At 71.2% G+C, this 19,351-nt stretch carries 14 protein-coding genes; 11 read left to right on the top strand and 3 right to left on the bottom strand.

Annotation, left to right across the window (positions count from 1 at the left end; genetic code table 11):
- Positions 1 to 132 precede the first annotated feature (132 nt).
- Complete coding sequence (locus ACFCZF_RS39195; protein ID WP_376675731.1) at positions 133 to 729, bottom strand: NADAR family protein; 597 nt, start codon at positions 727 to 729, stop codon at positions 133 to 135.
- A 202-nt stretch (positions 730 to 931) separates the two neighbouring features.
- Between ACFCZF_RS39195 and ACFCZF_RS39190 the strand changes: the two genes are divergently transcribed.
- From ACFCZF_RS39190 to ACFCZF_RS39155, 8 genes are all read left to right on the top strand, one after another.
- Entirely contained in the window at positions 932 to 2,467 is a 1,536-nt protein-coding gene (locus tag ACFCZF_RS39190; protein WP_376675730.1) for a gamma-aminobutyraldehyde dehydrogenase, read from the top strand.
- A gap of 55 nt (positions 2,468 to 2,522) precedes the next feature.
- The gene (locus ACFCZF_RS39185) at positions 2,523 to 3,770 is read left to right on the top strand and encodes a spermidine/putrescine ABC transporter substrate-binding protein (RefSeq protein WP_376675729.1); all 1,248 of its coding nucleotides are present in this window, start codon (positions 2,523 to 2,525) and stop codon (positions 3,768 to 3,770) included.
- 5 nt (positions 3,771 to 3,775) lie between these two features.
- The gene (locus tag ACFCZF_RS39180) at positions 3,776 to 4,942 is read left to right on the top strand and encodes an ABC transporter ATP-binding protein (RefSeq protein WP_376675728.1); all 1,167 of its coding nucleotides are present in this window, start codon (positions 3,776 to 3,778) and stop codon (positions 4,940 to 4,942) included.
- On the top strand, positions 4,942 to 5,871 hold the full coding sequence (locus tag ACFCZF_RS39175) for an ABC transporter permease (RefSeq protein ID WP_375920823.1): 930 nt from the start codon (positions 4,942 to 4,944) through the stop codon (positions 5,869 to 5,871). The genes ACFCZF_RS39180 and ACFCZF_RS39175 overlap by 1 nt, the downstream gene beginning before the upstream one ends.
- The gene (locus tag ACFCZF_RS39170) at positions 5,872 to 6,672 is read left to right on the top strand and encodes an ABC transporter permease (protein WP_376675727.1); all 801 of its coding nucleotides are present in this window, start codon (positions 5,872 to 5,874) and stop codon (positions 6,670 to 6,672) included.
- Between the two features lie 48 nt (positions 6,673 to 6,720).
- Positions 6,721 to 8,148, top strand: a complete 1,428-nt coding sequence (locus tag ACFCZF_RS39165; protein WP_376675726.1) for an NAD(P)/FAD-dependent oxidoreductase — start codon at positions 6,721 to 6,723, stop codon at positions 8,146 to 8,148.
- 120 nt (positions 8,149 to 8,268) lie between these two features.
- Positions 8,269 to 8,748, top strand: coding sequence for a hypothetical protein (locus ACFCZF_RS39160; RefSeq protein WP_376675725.1), 480 nt, complete (start codon positions 8,269 to 8,271; stop codon positions 8,746 to 8,748).
- Between the two features lie 87 nt (positions 8,749 to 8,835).
- Positions 8,836 to 10,650 (top strand): chitinase, encoded by a 1,815-nt coding sequence (locus tag ACFCZF_RS39155; protein WP_376675724.1) that lies wholly within the window; start codon positions 8,836 to 8,838, stop codon positions 10,648 to 10,650.
- On the opposite strand, the gene ACFCZF_RS39150 is transcribed toward ACFCZF_RS39155, so the two are convergent.
- Together ACFCZF_RS39150 and gabT are read right to left on the bottom strand one after the other, a co-directional pair.
- Positions 10,589 to 11,278, bottom strand: a complete 690-nt coding sequence (locus ACFCZF_RS39150) for a phosphatase PAP2 family protein (protein WP_376675723.1) — start codon at positions 11,276 to 11,278, stop codon at positions 10,589 to 10,591. The two genes, ACFCZF_RS39155 and ACFCZF_RS39150, sit on opposite strands and share 62 nt — an antisense overlap.
- Positions 11,279 to 11,815: 537 nt before the next feature.
- Positions 11,816 to 13,150 (bottom strand): 4-aminobutyrate--2-oxoglutarate transaminase, encoded by a 1,335-nt coding sequence (gene gabT, locus ACFCZF_RS39145; protein ID WP_376675722.1) that lies wholly within the window; start codon positions 13,148 to 13,150, stop codon positions 11,816 to 11,818.
- Positions 13,151 to 13,416: 266 nt separating this feature from the next.
- Here gabT and ACFCZF_RS39140 point away from each other — a divergent pair, with 266 nt between their 5' ends.
- From ACFCZF_RS39140 to ACFCZF_RS39130, 3 genes are all read left to right on the top strand, one after another.
- Positions 13,417 to 15,540, top strand: coding sequence for an ATP-binding protein (locus tag ACFCZF_RS39140; RefSeq protein ID WP_376675721.1), 2,124 nt, complete (start codon positions 13,417 to 13,419; stop codon positions 15,538 to 15,540).
- A gap of 197 nt (positions 15,541 to 15,737) precedes the next feature.
- The gene (locus ACFCZF_RS39135) at positions 15,738 to 17,423 is read left to right on the top strand and encodes a PucR family transcriptional regulator (RefSeq protein ID WP_376675720.1); all 1,686 of its coding nucleotides are present in this window, start codon (positions 15,738 to 15,740) and stop codon (positions 17,421 to 17,423) included.
- Positions 17,424 to 17,708: 285 nt separating this feature from the next.
- Positions 17,709 to 19,154 carry an aldehyde dehydrogenase family protein gene (locus ACFCZF_RS39130; RefSeq protein WP_376675719.1) on the top strand — a complete coding sequence of 482 codons (1,446 nt, stop codon included), beginning with the start codon at positions 17,709 to 17,711 and terminating at the stop codon, positions 19,152 to 19,154.
- The last annotated feature ends 197 nt before the right edge of the window (positions 19,155 to 19,351 follow it).

The raw sequence follows: 19,351 nt of genomic DNA, 5'->3' as shown, positions 1-19,351 counted from the left end.
CAGCTCCACTCCACAACCGGAGGCCTTCGCCGTCCTACAGATTCAGACCGTGTCGTCGCACAAACTCGACCAACCTGGCTGGGCAGTACAGCTAGCGCTGCGCCGTGAGCCCGGAGTGCGCTGGGCCCGGGTTCACGCGCCCGCCCGCAGCCGCTCCCGTGCCGTCATCAGTGCGAACCCCAGCAGATTCGGGCCCCGCCACCGCTCCGGGTCCGTCGCCGACTCGTCGTCCGCGGCGAGGCCGATGCCCCACACCCGGTCCACGGGACTCGCCTCCACCAGCACTCTCTCGCCCGTGTTCAGGAGGAACGCGCGCAGTGCCGGGTCCGAGGCGAACTTGTGGACGCTGCCCTCGACGACGATCCCGAACCGCTCCCGCTCCCACACCGTCTCGTCGAAGCCGCGCACCAGCCGCCCCGCCTTCTTCGCCTCGGCGGGGTGATCAGCCGCGAGCACCCGCCGCTCGGCCTCCGCGTCGCCGAAGAGCCGGGCCTTGCCCGCCATCATCCAGTGCTCCGCGGTCGCGTACTCCACCCCGGCCACGGTGAACGGCGACGGCCACCACTGGCTCAGACAGCTCGGCCCGATCCGGCCGTCCGGGAGCGGACGGTGCCCCCAGAAGCAGAGGTACTTGATCCGCGCGCCCGCCCGGACCTGCCCGATCAGCGATTCCCTGCTGCCGATGATCTCCACCGCCCCGGAATCCCACGCCCCCGTGATCTTCTCCATGCACGCGAGTCTGGCACGCGCCACTGACACTCCGTCCGACCTTTTCCGTGGCGACTCGACACCTGGTCGACAGATTCCGTCGCGTAACCAAATGGCAACAACGGAATCACTTGTTGGAGGCCTAGTGCTCTGTCAGGATCGGCACTCACATCGAGCCTGAGCCACGCCGGCCCCCGTCACGGGGAGACCGAGGAGAGCCGACATGCACAACCCGGGCAACGCCACCCAGGACCGATTCCCGGCCCAGGACCGCTTCGCGGACGGGGCCCAGTACATCGCGGGCCGTCTGACCAAGGGCGCCTCCGGACACACGCACACGGTCGTCGACCCGGCGACCGGCGAGGACGTCCTCACCTACGAACTCGCCGGAACCGACGACGTCGACGCGGCCGTCGCCGCCGCCCGGGAGGCGTTCCCCGGCTGGGCCGGCGCCACCCCCGGCGAGCGCTCCGACGCCCTGCACCGGTTCGCCGCCGTGCTCGCCGACCGCGCCGAGGACTTCGCCCGCGCCGAGTCCCTGCAGTGCGGGAAGCCGCTGAAGCTGACCCGCGAGTTCGACGTGCCGGGCAGCATCGACAACACGGCCTTCTTCGCCGGCGCCGCCCGGCATCTGCAGGGGCAGTCGGCGGGGGAGTACTCCGGCGACCACACCTCGTACGTGCGCCGCGAGCCGATCGGCGTCGTCGGCTCCATCGCGCCCTGGAACTACCCCCTCCAGATGGCCGCCTGGAAAATCCTCCCGGCGATCGCCGCGGGCAACACCATCGTGCTGAAGCCCGCCGAGATCACCCCGCTGACCTCCCTGATGTTCGCCCAGGCCGCGACCGAGGCCGGTATCCCCGACGGCGTCATCAACATCATCACCGGCACGGGGAGGGAGGCGGGCGAGCGCCTTGTCGGCCACCCGGACGTCGCCATGACCTCCTTCACCGGCTCCACCGCCGTCGGCAAGCGCGTCGCCGAGGTCGCCACGGCCACCGTCAAGTGCCTGCATCTGGAGCTGGGCGGCAAGGCACCCTTCCTCGTCTTCGACGACGCCGACCTCGACGCCGCCGTCCACGGCGCGGTCGCGGGCGCGCTCATCAACACCGGCCAGGACTGCACGGCCGCCACGCGCGCGTACGTGCAGCGGCCCCTCTACGAGGCGTTCGTCGAGAAGACCGCCGCCCTCATGGACACCGTCCGGGTCGGCGACCCCTTCGCCCCGGGCACCGACCTCGGCCCGCTGGTCAGCCACGTCCAGCGGGACCGCGTCGCCGGCTTCGTCGACCGGGCCCGCTCCTACGCGCGCGTGGTGACCGGCGGCGAGGCGCCGCAGGGCGACCTGAAGGACGGCGCCTACTACCGGCCCACCCTCATCGCCGACGCCGCACAGGACAGCGAGGTCGTCCAGGACGAGATCTTCGGGCCGGTCCTGGTCGTGCTGCCCTTCGACACCGACGACGAGGGCATCCGGTTGGCCAACGACACGCCGTACGGGCTCGCCGCCTCCGCCTGGAGCCGGGACGTGTACCGGGCGAACCGCGCCACCCGCGAGATCAAGGCGGGCTGCGTGTGGATCAACGACCACATCCCGATCATCAGCGAGATGCCGCACGGCGGATACAAGGCGTCCGGCTTCGGCAAGGACATGTCCGCCTACTCCTTCGAGGAGTACACGCAGGTCAAGCACGTCATGTTCGACAACACCGCGGTGGCGGCCAAGGACTGGCACCGCACCGTCTTCGGGGACCGATAGTCACAACGAGAGGCCGCCGACCACGGCCGACCCACCCGAAAGGGCAACCACGCGCATGGAGCAGTACGAGCCCGACCGCCTGTCCCCGGCCCAAGTGGCCGCCATGCGGCGCAGTTTCACCAGCGGCAGGGCCGCCCTCACCCGCCGCTCACTCCTGCGCGCCTCCACGGGTGGCGCGCTCGCGGTCGGCGGACTCGGGACACTGAGCGCCTGCGGCATCCCGCCGGCCGGCAAGACCGAGGGCGGCGTGTCGTCAGATGACCGGTCCAAGGAGGAGAAGGAGGTCTCCTTCTCCAACTGGACCGAGTACATGGACGTCGACGACAGCGGCAACCGGCACCCGACGCTGGACGCGTTCACCAAGCGCACCGGCGTCAAGGTCAAGTACACCGAGGACATCAACGACAACAACGAGTTCTTCGGCAAGATCCAGCCGCAGCTCGCCGCCGGCCAGGAGACCGGCCGCGACATCATCGTCCTCACCGACTGGCTGGCCGCGCGGCTGATCCGCCTCGGCTGGGTCCAGAAACTGGACCCGTCCAACCTGCCGCACGCCTACGCCAACCTGTCCCCCCAGTTCCGCAGCCCCGACTGGGACCCGGGCCGCGCCTACTCGTACCCCTGGCAGGGCATCTCGACCGTCATCGCCTACAACAAGAAGGCGCTGGACGGCGTCGAGGTGAGGTCGGTCTCCGACCTGCTCGACAACCCCAAGCTCAAGGGGCGCGTCGGCTTCCTCACCGAGATGCGCGACAGCATCGGCATGGTGCTGCTCGACATGGGCAAGGACCCGGGCAACTTCTCCGACGACGACTACGACGCGGCGATCGACCGGCTCCAGAAGGGCGTCGACCGCGGGCAGATACGCCGCTTCACCGGCAACGACTACACCGCCGACATCAGCAAGGGCGACTTCGCGGCCTGTCTGGCCTGGGCCGGGGACGTCGTCCAGCTCAAGGCGGACAACCCGGACGTCGACTTCCTCATCCCGGACAGCGGATACATCACGTCCAGCGACAACATGCTGGTCCCCAACAAGGCCCGGCACAAGACCAACGCCGAGCGGCTCATGGACTACTACTACGAGCCGGGACCCGCCGCGCAGCTCGCCGCCTACATCAACTACGTCTGTCCCGTGGACGGCGTGAAGGACGAGCTTGCGAAGATCGACGAGGACGCGGCGAACAACCCGCTGATCATTCCCGACAAGGCCATGCAGGCCCGGTCCCGTGCCTTCCGCTCACTGAGCCCGAAGGAAGAGACGGCCTACGAAGAGAAGTTCGCGAAGCTCACTGGGGCGTGACGACGATGAAGACCACCACAGACTCGACGGAGCACAGCGGCGACGTCCGCCTCTCCGGGATCAGCAAGACCTACGGCTCCTTCACCGCCGTGCACCCGCTCGACCTGACCGTGCCCCAGGGCTCCTTCTTCGCCCTGCTCGGCGCCTCCGGCTGCGGCAAGACCACCACCCTGCGCATGATCGCCGGACTGGAGGAGCCCAGCAGCGGCACCGTCCACCTCGGCGACCAGGAGGTGACCGCCCTCCCGCCGTACAAACGGCCGGTCAACACGGTCTTCCAGTCCTACGCCCTCTTCCCGCACCTCGACATCTTCGAGAACGTCGCCTTCGGCCTGCGCCGGCGCGGCATCAAGAGCGTGAAGAAGCAGGTCGGGGAGATGCTCGACCTCGTCCAGCTCGGCGAGCAGGCACGCAAGAAGCCGCATCAGCTCTCCGGCGGCCAGCAGCAGCGCGTCGCGGTCGCCCGCGCCCTGATCAACCACCCCAAGGTACTGCTTCTCGACGAACCGCTCGGCGCCCTCGACCTCAAGCTGCGCCGCCAGATGCAGCTGGAGCTCAAGCGCATCCAGACCGAGGTCGGCATCACCTTCGTACACGTCACGCACGACCAGGAGGAGGCCATGACGATGGCCGACCAGGTCGCCGTGATGAACGCGGGCCGCGTCGAGCAACTGGGCGCCCCCGCCGACCTGTACGAGAACCCGCGGACCACCTTCGTCGCCAACTTCCTCGGCACCTCCAACCTCATCGAGGCCGAGGTCGACACCCGCAGCGGCGACAGTGACGACGTAGTGGTGAAGGCGGCCGGCGACAAGCTGGTCCTGCCCGGCGCCCGCTGTTCCGCGCCGGCCCGGGCGGGCGGCAAGGTACTGGTCGGCGTACGCCCGGAGAAGATCAGCCTCACGCACGCGGACGACGCCGGCTCCATCCCCGAGGGCCGCAACCGCATCACCGGCAAGATCAGCAGCACCAGCTTCATCGGCGTCTCCACGCAGTACGTGGTCGACTGCGCGGCCTGCCCCGAGTTCGAGGTGTACGCCCAGAACATCGACCGCGACGCCCGCCTCGCCCCCGGCGCCGACGTCGTCCTGCACTGGAACCCGGCGCACACCTTCGGCCTCGACGCGGCCCAGGCCATCGACGCGGGCGTGGCCGAGGGCGAGGCCGCCTGATGTCCACCCTCACCGAGGCGCCACCGCCACTGTCCCCGACCGCACCGGAGAAGAAGCCGCCGCGCAAGCGGGGCCGCTGGACGCCGTACTGGCTGCTGCTGCCCGGCATCCTGTGGCTGGTCGTCTTCTTCGCGGCGCCGATGATCTACCAGGCCTCCACGTCCGTGCAGACGGGCTCGCTGGAGGAGGGCTACAAGGTCACCTGGCACTTCGCCACTTACTGGGACGCGCTGTCCGAGTACTGGCCACAGTTCCTGCGCTCGGTCGCCTACGCTGCCTCCGCGACCGTGCTGTGCCTGGTGCTCGGCTATCCGCTCGCCTACCTGATCGCCTTCCGCGCGGGCCGCTGGCGCAACCTGATCATGATCCTGGTGATCGCGCCCTTCTTCACCAGCTTCCTGATCCGCACCCTGGCCTGGAAGACGATCCTCGCGGACGGCGGGCCGGTCGTCGGCGCCCTGAACACGCTGCACGTCCTGGACGTCACCAGCTGGCTCGGCTGGACGGCCGGCGACCGTGTGCTGGCCACACCGCTCGCGGTGGTCTGCGGTCTGACGTACAACTTCCTCCCCTTCATGATCCTGCCGCTCTACACGTCGCTGGAGCGCATCGACGGACGGCTGCACGAGGCGGCGCGGGACCTCTACGCCAAGCCGTCCACGGTCTTCCGGAAGGTCACCTTCCCGCTGTCGATGCCGGGCGTCGTCTCCGGGACGCTGCTGACCTTCATCCCGGCGACCGGCGACTACGTCAACGCGTCCCTGCTGGGCTCGGCCGACACCGGCATGATTGGCAACGTGATCCAGTCCCAGTTCCTACGGGTCCTGGACTATCCGACGGCGGCGGCGCTCTCCTTCATCCTGATGGCCGCGATTCTCGCCATGGTCACCATCTACATTCGCAAGTCCGGGACGGAGGATCTGGTTTAAATGGCCTTCGTCAACTGGTTCAAGCGCAATCTGGTCGTGATCGCCGGACTGCTGACGCTCGCTTATCTCCTGCTGCCCAATGTCATCGTCACGGTGTTCTCGTTCAACAAACCGAACGGGCGCTTCAACTACGAATGGCAGCAGTTCTCGACGGACGCCTGGAAGGATCCGTGCGGTGTCGCCGGACTGTGCGGTTCCCTGTCGCTGAGCCTCCAGATCGCCTTCTGGGCGACGCTCGGCGCCACCGCTCTCGGCACGGCGATCGCCTTCGCGCTGGTCCGCTACCGCTTCCGGGCACGCGGCGCGATCAACTCGCTGATCTTCCTGCCGATGGCGATGCCCGAGGTCGTGATGGCCGCCTCGCTGCTCACCCTGTTCCTCAACATGGGTGCCCAGCTGGGCTTCTGGACGGTTCTGATCGCCCACATCATGTTCTGCCTCAGCTTCGTCGTGACGGCCGTCAAGGCACGCGTGATGTCGATGGACCCGAGGCTGGAGCAGGCGGCGCAGGACCTCTACGCCGGCCCCTTCCAGACCTTCGTACGGGTCACGCTCCCCATCGCCGCCCCCGGAATCGCCGCCGGCGCGCTGCTCGCCTTCGCGCTTTCCTTCGACGATTTCATCATCACCAATTTCAACGCGGGTTCCAGCGTCACCTTCCCCATGTTCGTCTGGGGATCGGCGCAGCGCGGAACGCCCGTTCAGATCAACGTCGTCGGTACGGCCATGTTCGTCATCGCCGTACTGTTCGTTCTGGCCTCCATGGTCATCGGCAACCGCCGAAATCGCCGCAAGGCGTAAAAGCACCACTGCATCAGTGCATCAGTGCATCAGTAGGGAGTTGAAATCATGGCCCCGAGCGCCATGAGCCGCAGCAACGACTGGACGAAATCCCTCTCCGACGCCCAGCCGGTCGCGTACTGGCTGGACGACCCCGGCCGCCCCCGCCCGCAGCCCGCCCTGACCGGCCCCGACACCTGCGACCTGCTGGTCGTCGGCGGCGGCTACAGCGGACTGTGGACCGCCCTGATCGCCAAGGAGCGCGACCCGGGGCGGGACGTGGTGCTGCTGGAGGGCCGCGAGGTGGGCTGGGCCGCCTCCGGCCGCAACGGCGGCTTCTGCGCCGCCTCTCTCACCCACGGCCTGTCCAACGGCCTCTCCCGCTGGCCCGACGAGATCCACAGGCTGGAGGAGCTGGGCGCCCGCAACCTCGACGCCATCGAGGAGGCGGTCGCCCGCCACGGTCTGGACTGCGAGTTCGAGCGGACCGGCGAGATCGACGTGGCGACCGAGGAGTACCAGGCCCGGGAGCTGAAGGACTGGTACGAGGAGATCCGCGGCAAGGGTCTGGCGGAGGGCGTCGAGTACCTGGACGCCGAGGCCGTACGGGAACAGGTCGACTCACCCACCTTCCGGGCCGGCCTGTACGACCGCCGGGGCGTGGCCATGGTCAACCCCGCCAAGCTCGCCTGGGGCCTCAAGCGCGCCTGCCTCGACCTCGGCGTCCGCGTCTACGAGAACACCCCGGCGCTCACCCTGAGGCCGTACGGCGCCGGCATGGCCGTACGCACCCCGTACGGCGGCGTCCGCGCCCGTACTGTCGCGCTCGGCACCAACATCTTCCCGAACCTGGTCAAGCGGGTGCGCTCGTACACCGTCCCGGTCTACGACTACGCCCTGATGACCGAGCCGCTGAGCGCGGAGCAACTGGCCTCGGTCGGCTGGAAGAACCGGCAGGGCCTCGGGGACAGCGCCAACCAGTTCCACTACTTCCGCCTCTCCGCCGACAACCGGATCCTGTGGGGCGGCTACGACGCGATCTACCCGTACGGCGGCCGGGTGCGCGCCGAGTACGACGACCGCCCGGAGACCTACGCCAAGCTCGCCGGGCACTTCTTCACCTGCTTCCCGCAGCTGGAGGGCGTCCGCTTCACGCACGCCTGGGGCGGCGCGATCGACACCTGCTCCCGCTTCTCGGCGTTCTTCGGCACCGCGCACCGGGGCAAGGTGGCGTACGCGGCCGGGTACACCGGCCTCGGTGTGGGCGCCACCCGGTTCGGCGCCGAGGTGATGCTCGACCTGCTGTCGGGCGAGCGCACCGAGCGCACCGAACTGGAGATGGTCCGCAGGAAGCCGCTGCCGTTCCCGCCCGAGCCCTTCGCCTGGACCGGCATCGCCCTCACCAAGTGGTCGCTGGCCCGCGCGGACGCGCACGACGGCCGGCGCAACCTGTGGCTGCGGACGATGGACAAGCTGGGGCTGGGCTTCGACAGCTAGGGCCTGTCCATGTGACCCGCTTCACCCCAACGAGGCGCCCGAAGTCGCGTAATGCCCGCCGGAGACCTCCCTCTCCCCCGTGACGCACCCCGCGTCCACGAGAGACAGGGAGGTCTTCACATGCCTGGTGGTGCGAAGACGGCGGTCGCGTGGCTGGCATCCGTCGCACCGGATCCCGAGTCCTGCCGAAGGGAGTGGGAGCGCAACCCCCTGGGGGTCGCGCTGCTGCCCGCCGGCAAGGCCTGGGACGTGCTCATCGTGCCGAGCAGGCTCGGCCGTCCGACCCTCGATGTGCTCTCCCGCGTCCTGGACCAACCCGGCCCGGTGCTCGTCGACTTCGGTGACGCGCGCACGGGCTTCTTCGTGCCGGCCGGCACAGCGGCCCGCTGGCTGGGCACCGGCGTCCGGACGGCCGGCCTCGGCACCTGGATCGTGGTGCCGCACCCGGGAGGTCCGGCGTACCCGGCAGGCCCGTCGTCCGGCGGAATCCGCTGGCTGATCCCGCCGGACGGGACCGGCACCCTCACCGATCCGGCGCTCCTCGAACTGGCCATGCACGAGGCGGCGGCGGCTCTCGCGGTGGAGGGCGGCGAGGGGTGAGGTGCGCAAGGGGTTGACAAGAGAATTGGTCTGGACCAAGTTGGGCGCGCTCCACCCTCCCCATCTCCCCCATGTCCGGAGGCACTTGTGGAACGCTCCAGACCACTCGCGCGTCGCCCCCTCGTCACGCTGCTCACCGCCGCGGCGCTCGCCGCGTCGGGCATGACCGCGCTCTCGTCGGCCGCCCGTGCGGCCGACGCGGACCTCGCGAGGAACGGCGGCTTCGAGTCCGGCCTCGACGGCTGGACCTGCACGGCGGGTACGACCGTGACCTCGCCCGTCCGCAGCGGCACCGCGGCCCTGAAGGCCACCCCGGCCGGCGCCGACAACGCCCGCTGCGCGCAGACGGTCACGGTGAAACCGGACTCCCAGTACACGCTGACCGGCCACGTCCGCGGCACCTACGTCTACCTCGGCGCGAGCGGCACCGGCACCACCGACGTCTCCACCTGGGCCCAGTCCGCCCCCGACTGGCAGCGGCTCACGACCAGCTTCCGCACCGGACCGTCCACCACCAGGGTCACGATCTACACCCACGGCTGGTACGGCACCGGCGCCTACCACGCCGACGACGTCTCACTGACCGGCCCCGGCGGCGAGACGGGCCAGCCCCCCGCGCCCCCCGCCGGCCTGGCGGCCGGTTCCGTCACCTCCTCCAGCGTCGCCCTGTCCTGGTCACCCGTTCCGGGCGCGACGAGCTACGCCGTCTACCGCGACGGCGCCAAGGTCCGCACGGTCACCGGCACCTCCACCACCGTCACCGGTCTGACTCCCTCGACGGCGTACGCCTTCCAGGTCGCCGCGGTCAACGACGCGGGTGAGTCCGCGCGATCGGCCACGGTCACGGCGACCACCACGGAGGGCTCGGGCGGCGGCGGGGGTTCCGACCTCCCGGCCCACGCCCTGGTCGGCTACCTCCACGCCAGCTTCGCCAACGGCTCCGGCTACACGCGGATGGCCGACGTACCCGACAGCTGGGACGTCATCGACCTGGCCTTCGGTGAGCCGACCTCGGTCACCTCCGGCGACATCCGCTTCGACCGCTGCCCGGTCGCCGAGTGCCCGAACGTGGAGAGCGACGCCGAGTTCAAGGCGGCGATCAAGGCCAAGCAGGCGGCCGGCAAGAAGGTGCTGATCTCCATCGGCGGCCAGAACGGTCAGGTGCAACTGACGACGGCGGCGGCCCGTGACACCTTCGTCTCGTCCGTCTCGAAGATCATCGACGAGTACGGCCTCGACGGCCTCGACATCGACTTCGAGGGCCACTCGCTGTCGTTGAACGCCGACGACACCGACTTCAAGAACCCGAAGACCCCGGTCATCGTCAATCTCATCTCGGCGCTGAAGACCCTGAAGGCCAAGTACGGCGACGACTTCGTGCTGACCATGGCCCCGGAGACGTTCTTCGTCCAGCTCGGCTACCAGTACTACGGCACCGGCAAGTGGGGCGGCCAGGACCCGAGGGCGGGGGCGTATCTGCCCGTGATCCACGCCCTGCGCGACGACCTGACCCTGCTGCACGTCCAGGACTACAACTCGGGCCCGATCATGGGCCTCGACAACCAGTACCACTCCATGGGCGGCGCCGACTTCCACATCGCCATGACGGACATGCTGCTCACCGGCTTCCCGGTCGCGGGCGACGCGAACAACGTCTTCCCGCCGCTGCGCCCGGACCAGGTCGCGATCGGCATGCCGGCCTCCACCCACGCCGGCAACGGCCACGTCTCCCCGGCCGAGGTCACCAAGGCCCTGAACTGCCTCACCAAGAAGACCGACTGCGGCTCCTACGCGACCCACGGCACCTGGCCGGCCCTGCGCGGCCTGATGACGTGGTCGATCAACTGGGACCGCTACTCGAACTGGGAGTTCCAGAAGAACTTCGACGCGTATTTCGGCTGACCGGCGGCGAGCTGCCGCGGACCAGCAGCGACAGACCGGCCAGCAGCACCGCCCCCAGGCACCAACTGGCCACCACGTCCAGCGGCCAGTGGTAACCCCGGCGCACCAGCCCGTAGGAGGCACCGAGGACGAGCACCGCGCAGAGCGCCACGAGCACACGGCGGACGGCCGACGAGCGCGGCAGCCCGAGGAGCAGCAGCGTCGCCGCGCCGTACGCGACGACCGCGGTGGCGGTGTGGCCGGAGGGGTAGTAGCCGACGGCCGGGGGCACCGCAGGGGTGCCGGGGCGGTCGGTCCACGCCTTCAGCGGGGCGACCAGCGCCGGCACCAGGGCCATCGCCAGGGCCCCGGCGAGGGGCGGCAGCCACCACCGGTCCACACCACCGGCGCGCCCGTGCCACGCGACGTACGCCAGCGCGACGGCGAGGACGGGCACGGCCACCTGCACGTTGCCGAGGTCCGCCAGCAGCTCGGAGAGCCGGTCCGGGTGGACGAGCGCCCTGCTCAGCCGCTCGTCCACCCCGATCAGCGGACCGTCGGCGACGACCTGCCAGGTGATCAGCGCGAAGACGAGCACGGGAAGCCCGACGAGGGCGGACAGTGCGCGAAGCGGAGCGGAGACCGGCATGACGCCCAGCTTCGCAGGCCCGCCGTCGCGTAGTCTCACCGCCCGTGACGAGCATACGAACGGCGGAGCCACGCGAGGAATCCCGAGGAGAACTGGGGGAGTGAACACCGAAGGACCGGCACAAGGGGGGGAGTGTGCCGGCCCTTCGGTGAACCGCCGTCCCGGGTGCCGAGACGGCCGTCCTGACCGGAACGCCGCGCGCCCCGGGGGGTTTGGGGCGGGCGACCGTCCGATCGGTGAGGAGACCCGGAACCCTCGGGTTCCGGTTGTGTGCGCGAGGCACGACCAGGTCGAAGCTGGGGAGGCCCCGGCCTGAGATTCCGCCCACAGTCCCCTGTGGGCGGGGTGTATCTCTCATCTGCGTAGAACCTACGACAGGGGGTGGGTTCACGACAGGGGCATCGGCGTCCTGCCATCCACCCCGCACACGTTCTTCACACGCTCTGCGGTTCGCCGCGCCAGGCGTGCGAAACGCAGCTCAGATGCGCGTTCGGGTGCTCGCGCATTTGCTCCCCCGGCACCCGTCCAGGAGGTCGCTCAGACGCGGGTGAACGCCTGCTCGATGATGTCGAGGCCCTCGCTCAGCAGGTCCTCGCCGATCACCAGCGGCGGCAGGAAACGCAGCACGTTGCCGTAGGTGCCACAGGTCAGGACCAGCAGGCCCTCGGCGTGGCAGGCCTTGGCCAGCGCGGCGGTCGCCTCCGGGTTCGGCTCCTTGGTGGCGCGGTCCTTGACCAGCTCGACGGCGATCATCGCGCCGCGGCCCCGGACGTCGCCGATGATGTCGAACTTCTCGGCCATGGCGGTGAGGCGGGACTTCATGATCGCCTCGATGTTCTTCGCCTTGGCGTTGAGGTCCAGCTCCTTCATCGTCTCGATGGAGCCGAGCGCGCCCGCGCAGGCCACCGGGTTGCCGCCGTAGGTGCCGCCCAGGCCGCCGGAGTGCGCCGCGTCCATGATCTCGGCGCGGCCGGTGACGGCGGCGAGCGGCAGACCGCCCGCGATGCCCTTGGCCGTGGTGATCAGGTCCGGGACGATGCCCTCGTCCTCGCAGGCGAACCACTGGCCGGTGCGGCAGAAACCGGACTGGATCTCGTCGGCGACGAAGACGATGCCGTTGTCCTTCGCGAACTGGCTGACGGCGGGCAGGAAGCCCTTGGCCGGCTCGATGAAGCCGCCCTCGCCGAGCACCGGCTCGATGATGATCGCGGCCACGTTCTCCGCGCCGACCTGCTTGGCGATCTGGTCGACGGCCTGGGCGGCGGCCTCCGGACCGGCGTTCTCGGCGCCGGTCGGCCAGCGGTAGCCGTAGGCGACCGGGACGCGGTACACCTCGGGCGCGAACGGACCGAAGCCGTGCTTGTACGGCATGTTCTTCGAGGTCAGCGCCATCGTCAGGTTGGTCCGGCCGTGGTAGCCGTGGTCGAAGACGACGACCGCCTGCCGCTTGGTGTACGCACGGGCGATCTTGACGGCGTTCTCGACGGCCTCGGCGCCGCTGTTGAACAGGGCCGACTTCTTGGCGTGGTCGCCCGGCGTCAGCTCGGCCAGCGCCTCGGCGACGGCGACGTAGCCCTCGTACGGCGTCACCATGAAACAGGTGTGGGTGAAGTCGGCGAGCTGCGCGGACGCCTTGCGTACGACGGCCTCGGCGGAGGCGCCGACGGAGGTCACCGCGATGCCGGAACCGAAGTCGATCAGACGGTTGCCGTCGACGTCCTCGATGATGCCGCCGCCCGCGCGCGCGGTGAAGACGGGCAGGACGGAGCCCACACCCTGCGCGACCACGGCCGTGCGGCGGGCCTGCAGCTCCTGCGACTTCGGGCCGGGGATGGCGGTGACGACGCGGCGCTCCTGCGGAAGTGCGGTCATGGGGGCTCCTGGGTCTTGCGCGATCTGTGGGATCTTACGGACGCTTGCCTTCTTTTCTCGCAGGCTAGGACCGGGGCCGGGGAGCGGGCATGCTCCATGTGGGCGTTGTCGGCGTCGTCGGTTGTCCGCGGTGGACATGTGGTGGACGTGGCGACATATGGACACGTCGGCGCGGGCCCGGCCGCGTAAGCGGTGAACTCCCCCTGGGAGGGCGTTAGATTGGCTCGCTGATGGTGGACGGAGCGGCTGGTCAGGGGGCAAGGGCGATGGACAGCGACGGGAACCGGGACGCGCGGGGTACGCACGCGAATCCTGTACCGCGTCCGGCGGGGCCTCCCGAGGTGCCGTCGGTGCCACCGCGACCGGTGCGGGCGCCGGGGGTGCCGCCCCTGCCGGACGGCTCCGCGTTCGTGACGTGGTTGCGGACCTCCCGTCCCGAGGCGCTGCCCGGCGTGTGGCGGTTCGGACACCGGCCGCGGTCCGCGGAGGAGCCGGAACAGATGCCCGCCAGGCAGTTGCTGAGCGGGGCACTGATCGCGTTTCTCGTCGGGTGGCTCATCTGGTCGCTCCTGGCGAACGGTTATCTGGGCGGCTGGTGGATTCTTCCCCTGGAACTGTTCACCCCGGATTCGTGGCGCCACAGCGACAGCCAGATCGTCAACCTCATCGTCTGGGACGGTTACACCCTGCTCGTCGTGCTCGCGATCATGATCGGAGTCGGGCGGCTGGGCCGTTGGGACGAGGTCTGGCGCCGTTTCGTGAGGCCCCGGCTGCGCCGCCCCGAGCCGCAGGAGCCGCAACCAGCCTTTGACGAAGACCCCGCCGCCTGGCCCGCCCTGCGCGCCGCCGGTGCCCACGACGCCGCCGAGCGGCTCGCCGCCGACGCGCGCCAGGGGCTCATGCGGGACGTCGACCACGCCCGCATCACCCGCGCCTGGCAGGGAGTGCAGCGGGGCCGGCACAGCCTCGCCACCTTCACCGGCGCGGTGCTCAGCCACGGCGCCGGCGCCTGCCCGCACCCGTCCGGCGCCCGCGACCTGCCCGCCCGGCGGGCCCGGCACGACCTGGTCACCGGACAGGTGCGGATCGGCACGGCCGCCGACGACGCCCGCAACCCCTACGCCTACCGCGGCACCGGCCTCGCCCTCGGCACCGACCTGCTCGGCACCTCCCTGCTCGCCGTCGGCCCGGCGGGCTCCGGCAAGACCGGCAGCGTCGTACGACCGCTCACCGAGTCGCTGTGCCTGCACGCGCTCGCCGGACGGGCCGCGGTCGTCGTGGTCGGCGCCGCGGGCGCGGACCTCGGCCCGGCCGACGCCTACGACGTCGTCGTACGGATCGGAAACCCGGACTCCGTGTACGACCTCGATCTGTACGGCGGCACGACCGACCCGGACGAGGCCGCGGTCGTGCTCGCCGAGGCGCTGGCCGGAGACCTCGCCGAACCCCACCCGGGCAGCGACACCCGCCGCTCCACCACCGTCCTCGCCCAGCTTCTCGGCCCCTTCCGCGCGGTGCACGGACGCTTCCCCGGCGTACCGGAACTGCGGCAACTGCTCGACGGGACCCCCGGTCCGCTGGCCGAACTGCGCGAGGGGCTGCGCGCGGCCGGGCAGGACTCGCTGCTGCGCGAGCTGGACGCGCGCGAGCGGCAGATGGGCCACCCCGGTGACGTGGGCGGCGTACTGGCCGACCGGGTGGCGCTGCTGGACCGGCCCGCCTTCGCCTCCTTCTTCGACACCTCGGGGCAGTCCCGGCCGTTCTCGCTCAAGGCCCTCGACCACCCGGTGCGGGTCCGCATCGACCTGCCCGAGCGCGGCCACGCCGACGCCTCACGGATGCTGGCGCGGCTGATCCTCGCCCAGTTCACGGCGAGCGTCTCGGTACGGGAGGACCGGTCGCTGTTCGCCTGCCTGGTGCTGGACGACGCGAGCGGCGTGGTCACGCCGGAGGCGGTACGGGGCGTACAGCGGCTGCGCTCCGCGGGCGCCGGGGTCGTACTGACCCTGCGAACCCTGGACGACGTACCGCGCCCGTTGCGTGGGCCGCTGCTCGGGTCCATCGGCTGCCGGATGGCGCTGTCCGGGCTCACCCCCTGGGACGGGCAGGACTTCGCCGAGGTGTGGGGCAAGGAGTGGACCGAGGCCCGGGACGTCACCGACCGGCAGATCATCGCCGAGACCCCCGCGGGCAAGGCCGTCCACATGGTGCGCCGGGTGATCACCGGCAAGGCGCCCACCGCGCGGGCGGTGACCGTGCGGCAGGTCGAACGCGAGCGCTGGTCCGCGTCCGAGCTGGCGCACGCAGTGCCCGCGGGGCACGCGGTGCTGTCGCTGACCACGGTCAAGGGCGAGCACGCGCCGCCGCTCCTGGTGGACCTGCGCGGGTGACCTGTCCGGGGCGGGCACCCGGGGACCGTACAGTGAGGCAGAATCGACACAGGTCGTTCATACGCGGCGGCCAAAAGATCACAGGTGCCTCACACCGCGGACACCTGACAACGTGACACCCGATACCTGACACCCGACACCAGACACCCGACACCAGACACCTCGCCACTGACGCAGATCCGAAGGCCCAGGCCCCCATGCCCCCCACGCTCGCCTCCCTCGTCCACCACTCCGCGCTCAAACTGACCGTGCGCGCGGGCGAGGACCGCCTCGACGTGCCGGTGCGCTGGGCACACGTCAGCGAGCTCGCCGACCCCGTGCCCTACATGGAGGGCGGGGAGCTGCTGCTGATCACCGCCCTCAAGCTGGACGCCGGGGACCCCGAGGTGATGCACCGGTACGTGAAGCGGCTGGTCGGCGCCGGAGTGGTGGGGCTCGGATTCGCCGTCGGCGTCAACTACGACGAGATCCCCGAGGCACTGGTGGAAGCGGCCCGCAAGGAAGGGCTGCCGCTGCTGGAGGTGCCCCGCCGCACCCCCTTCCTGGCCATCAGCAAGGCGGTGTCCGCCGCGATCGCCGCCGACCAGTACCGCGCGGTCACCGCGGGGTTCGCCGCCCAGCGCGAGCTGACCAAGCGGGCCCTGACCGACGGCCCGGAGGGGCTGCTGGCCGCGCTGGCCGGGCAGGTCGACGGCTGGGCGGCGCTGTACGACGCCTCGGGCGCCGTCGTCGCCGCCGCACCGGAGTGGGCGGGCCGCAGGGCCGCGCGCCTCACGGCGGACGTGGAGCGGCTGCGGGAGCGCCCCGCACCGGCCTCCTCCGTCGTCGGTGGAACCGAGCACCCGGAACACCCCGAGAACGCCGACCGCGTCGAACTCCACTCCCTCGGCACCTCCCGCAGGCCCCGCTCCGCGCTCGCCGTCGGCACCGCCGCCGCCCTCGGCACCGCCGAGCGGTACGCCGTCCACTCCGCCATCGCCCTGCTGACGCTCACCACGGAACGCTCGCGCTCCCTGCACGAGGCCGGGCTGCGCATCGACGCCGCCGTGCTGCGCATGCTGCTGGCCGGCGAACCGGACCACGCGCGCACGGTCGCCGGGGGCCTGTACGGCGGCCTGCTGGACGCGCCCTTCCGGATGATCGTCGCCGAGTCGGCGTCGGCGTCCGCCGCGCGGGCGCACAACGGGCCGCACGCGCGCGTGCCCGCCGCCAAGACCAGGCCCTCCGCCGCCGCGCTGGCCGCCGCCGACACCGACGGCGACCCGCTCGGCGCGCTTGCCGAGGTCGTCGAGTCCGCGGCGGCCCGGTCCGGTGAGGCGGTGCTGGTCGTCCCCGAGGGCGGGCGGCTGGTGGTACTGGCCACGGACGGGGGCGCGGCGGTCGCGGCCTGCGTCGAGTACGCCTCGGCGCTGGAGTCCGGCCGCCCGGCACCGGAGCCGACGGCGGGCGGTGACGAGGAGGGCCTGGTCGTCGGCCTGTCGGCGCCCTCCGGGCCCATCGCCGCGTCCGCCGCCTACAAGCAGGCCGAGCAGGCCCTGTCGGTGGCCCGCCGGCGCGGACGCGTCTGCGTGGAGCACGAGCACCTGGCGGCCGGGTCGGTCCTGCCACTCCTCGCCGACGACGCGGTACGCGCCTTCGCCGACGGCCTGCTGCGGGCGCTGCGCGACCACGACGCCACCGGCCGGGGCGACCTGGTGGCCTCCCTGCGCGCCTGGCTCTCCCGCCACGGCCAGTGGGACGCGGCGGCGGCCGACCTCGGCGTCCACCGGCACACACTGCGCTACCGGATGCGGCGGGTGGAGGAGATCCTGGGCCGCTCCCTGGACGACCCGGACGTACGGATGGAGCTGTGGCTGGCATTGAAGGCGACCTCGCCCGACTGACCAGCCCGTCCGGCGTCTGAGGACGAGGCCGTCCAGGCCGAAGCGGGGGTCCGGGGGCGGCAGCCCCCGGGTACGGGACGGGAAGGGGCGGCGGGGGCGAAAGAACTCTCCGCGACCCACCCCCCCGCCACCCACACATATCCACCACGTCGAACCCCACGCCACCACCACTACGACTCGGACAAACACCCTCCCCGCCGCCCCGCCCTACCGTGGACCCCGCACCCCGTACAGCCGTACAGCCGTACGCACACACCCCCAACGCGGAAGGGCCGGAACTCCACAATGACTTCCACCCACGCCTTCTGGCTCGCCGGCCGCCAGGCCACCGGCGAGGCCGGCTTCGACGTCACCTCCCCCTGGGACGGCAGCCACGTCGGCACGGTGAGCCTCCCGACCGAAGCCCAGGTCGAAGAGGCCGTGGCCGCCGCGTACGCCGTACGGGACGAGTTCGCCGCCACCCCCGCCCACGCCCGCGCCGCCGCCCTGGACCACGTCAGCCGGCGCCTGGTGGAGCGCACCGAGGAGATCGCCCGTCTGATCTCCGCCGAGAACGGCAAGCCGATCAAGTGGGCCCGCGGCGAGGTCGGCCGCGCGGTGTCCGTCTTCCGCTTCGCGGCCGAGGAGGCCCGCCGCTTCAACGGCGGCGAGGCCCAGCGCCTCGACACCGACGCCGGCGGCCAGGGCCGGCTCGCCCTCACCCGCCGCTTCCCCAAGGGCGTCGTCCTCGGTATCGCGCCGTTCAACTTCCCGCTGAACCTGTGCGCCCACAAGATCGCCCCCGCGATCGCGGCCGGCGCGCCGATCATCCTGAAGCCGGCCCCCGCCACCCCCCTTTCCGGCCTGATCCTCGGCGACCTGCTCGCCGAGACCGACCTGCCCGCCGGTTCCTGGAGCATCCTCCCGGTGCCCAACGACAAGATGCCCGCCCTCGTCCAGGACGAGCGCCTGCCGGTCATCTCCTTCACCGGCTCCGAGACCGTCGGCTACGCGATCATGGACGCGGTCCCGCGTAAGCACTGCACCCTGGAGCTGGGCGGCAACGGCGCGGCCGTCGTCCTCGGCGACTGGGCGAGCGACGAGGACCTGGACTGGGCCGCGACGCGCATCGCGACCTTCTCCAACTACCAGGGCGGCCAGTCCTGCATCTCCGTGCAGCGCGTGATCGCCGACGCCGCCGTGTACGACCGCCTGCTGCCGCGCGTCGTCGCCGCCGTCGAGGCCCAGGTCACCGGCGACCCGAACGACGACGCGACGGACGTCGGCCCGCTGGTCAGCGAGGCCGCCGCCGAGCGCGTCGAGGCGTGGGTCCAGGAGGCCGTCGAGGCCGGCGCCACCCTCCACACCGGCGGCAAGCGCGACGGCGCCTCCTACGCCCCGACCGTCCTCACCGACCTCCCCGTCGACACCACCCTCGCCTGCGAGGAGGTCTTCGGCCCCGTCCTCAGCGTGCAGAAGGTGAACGGCGAGACGGAGGCGTTCGCCGCCGTCAACGACTCCAAGTACGGCCTCCAGGCAGGCGTGTTCACCCACGACCTCCAGACCGCCTTCCGCGCCCACCGCGCCCTTGAGGTCGGCGGCGTCGTCATCGGCGACGTCCCCTCCTACCGCGCCGACCAGATGCCGTACGGCGGCGCCAAGCAGTCCGGCGTGGGCCGCGAGGGCGTCAGGTTCGCGATGGACGACTACACCTACGAGCGGGTGCTGGTTCTGACGGGGCTCGCGCTCTGACCGGAGCCACACCGTAGAAGGCCGACGGCCCGAACCCACTGTGCGGGGGTTCGGGCCGTCGGCGCGTACCGGCGTGCCCGGCGGGCAACGGCATTGTCGGCGGCCTAGGTGTGCTGTTCGGGCAGGTTGGTGACGCGGCTGGCTGGTGTGTGGCCGCCGATGCCGGTGTGGGGTCGGTGGTAGTTGTACCAGTCCAG

The sequence above is a fragment of the Streptomyces sp. NPDC056296 genome (assembly GCF_042268605.1).
Taxonomy (GTDB): domain Bacteria; phylum Actinomycetota; class Actinomycetes; order Streptomycetales; family Streptomycetaceae; genus Streptomyces.
The sequence above is the reverse complement of the archived record's forward strand: the minus strand, read 5'-3'. Positions and strand labels throughout refer to the sequence as shown.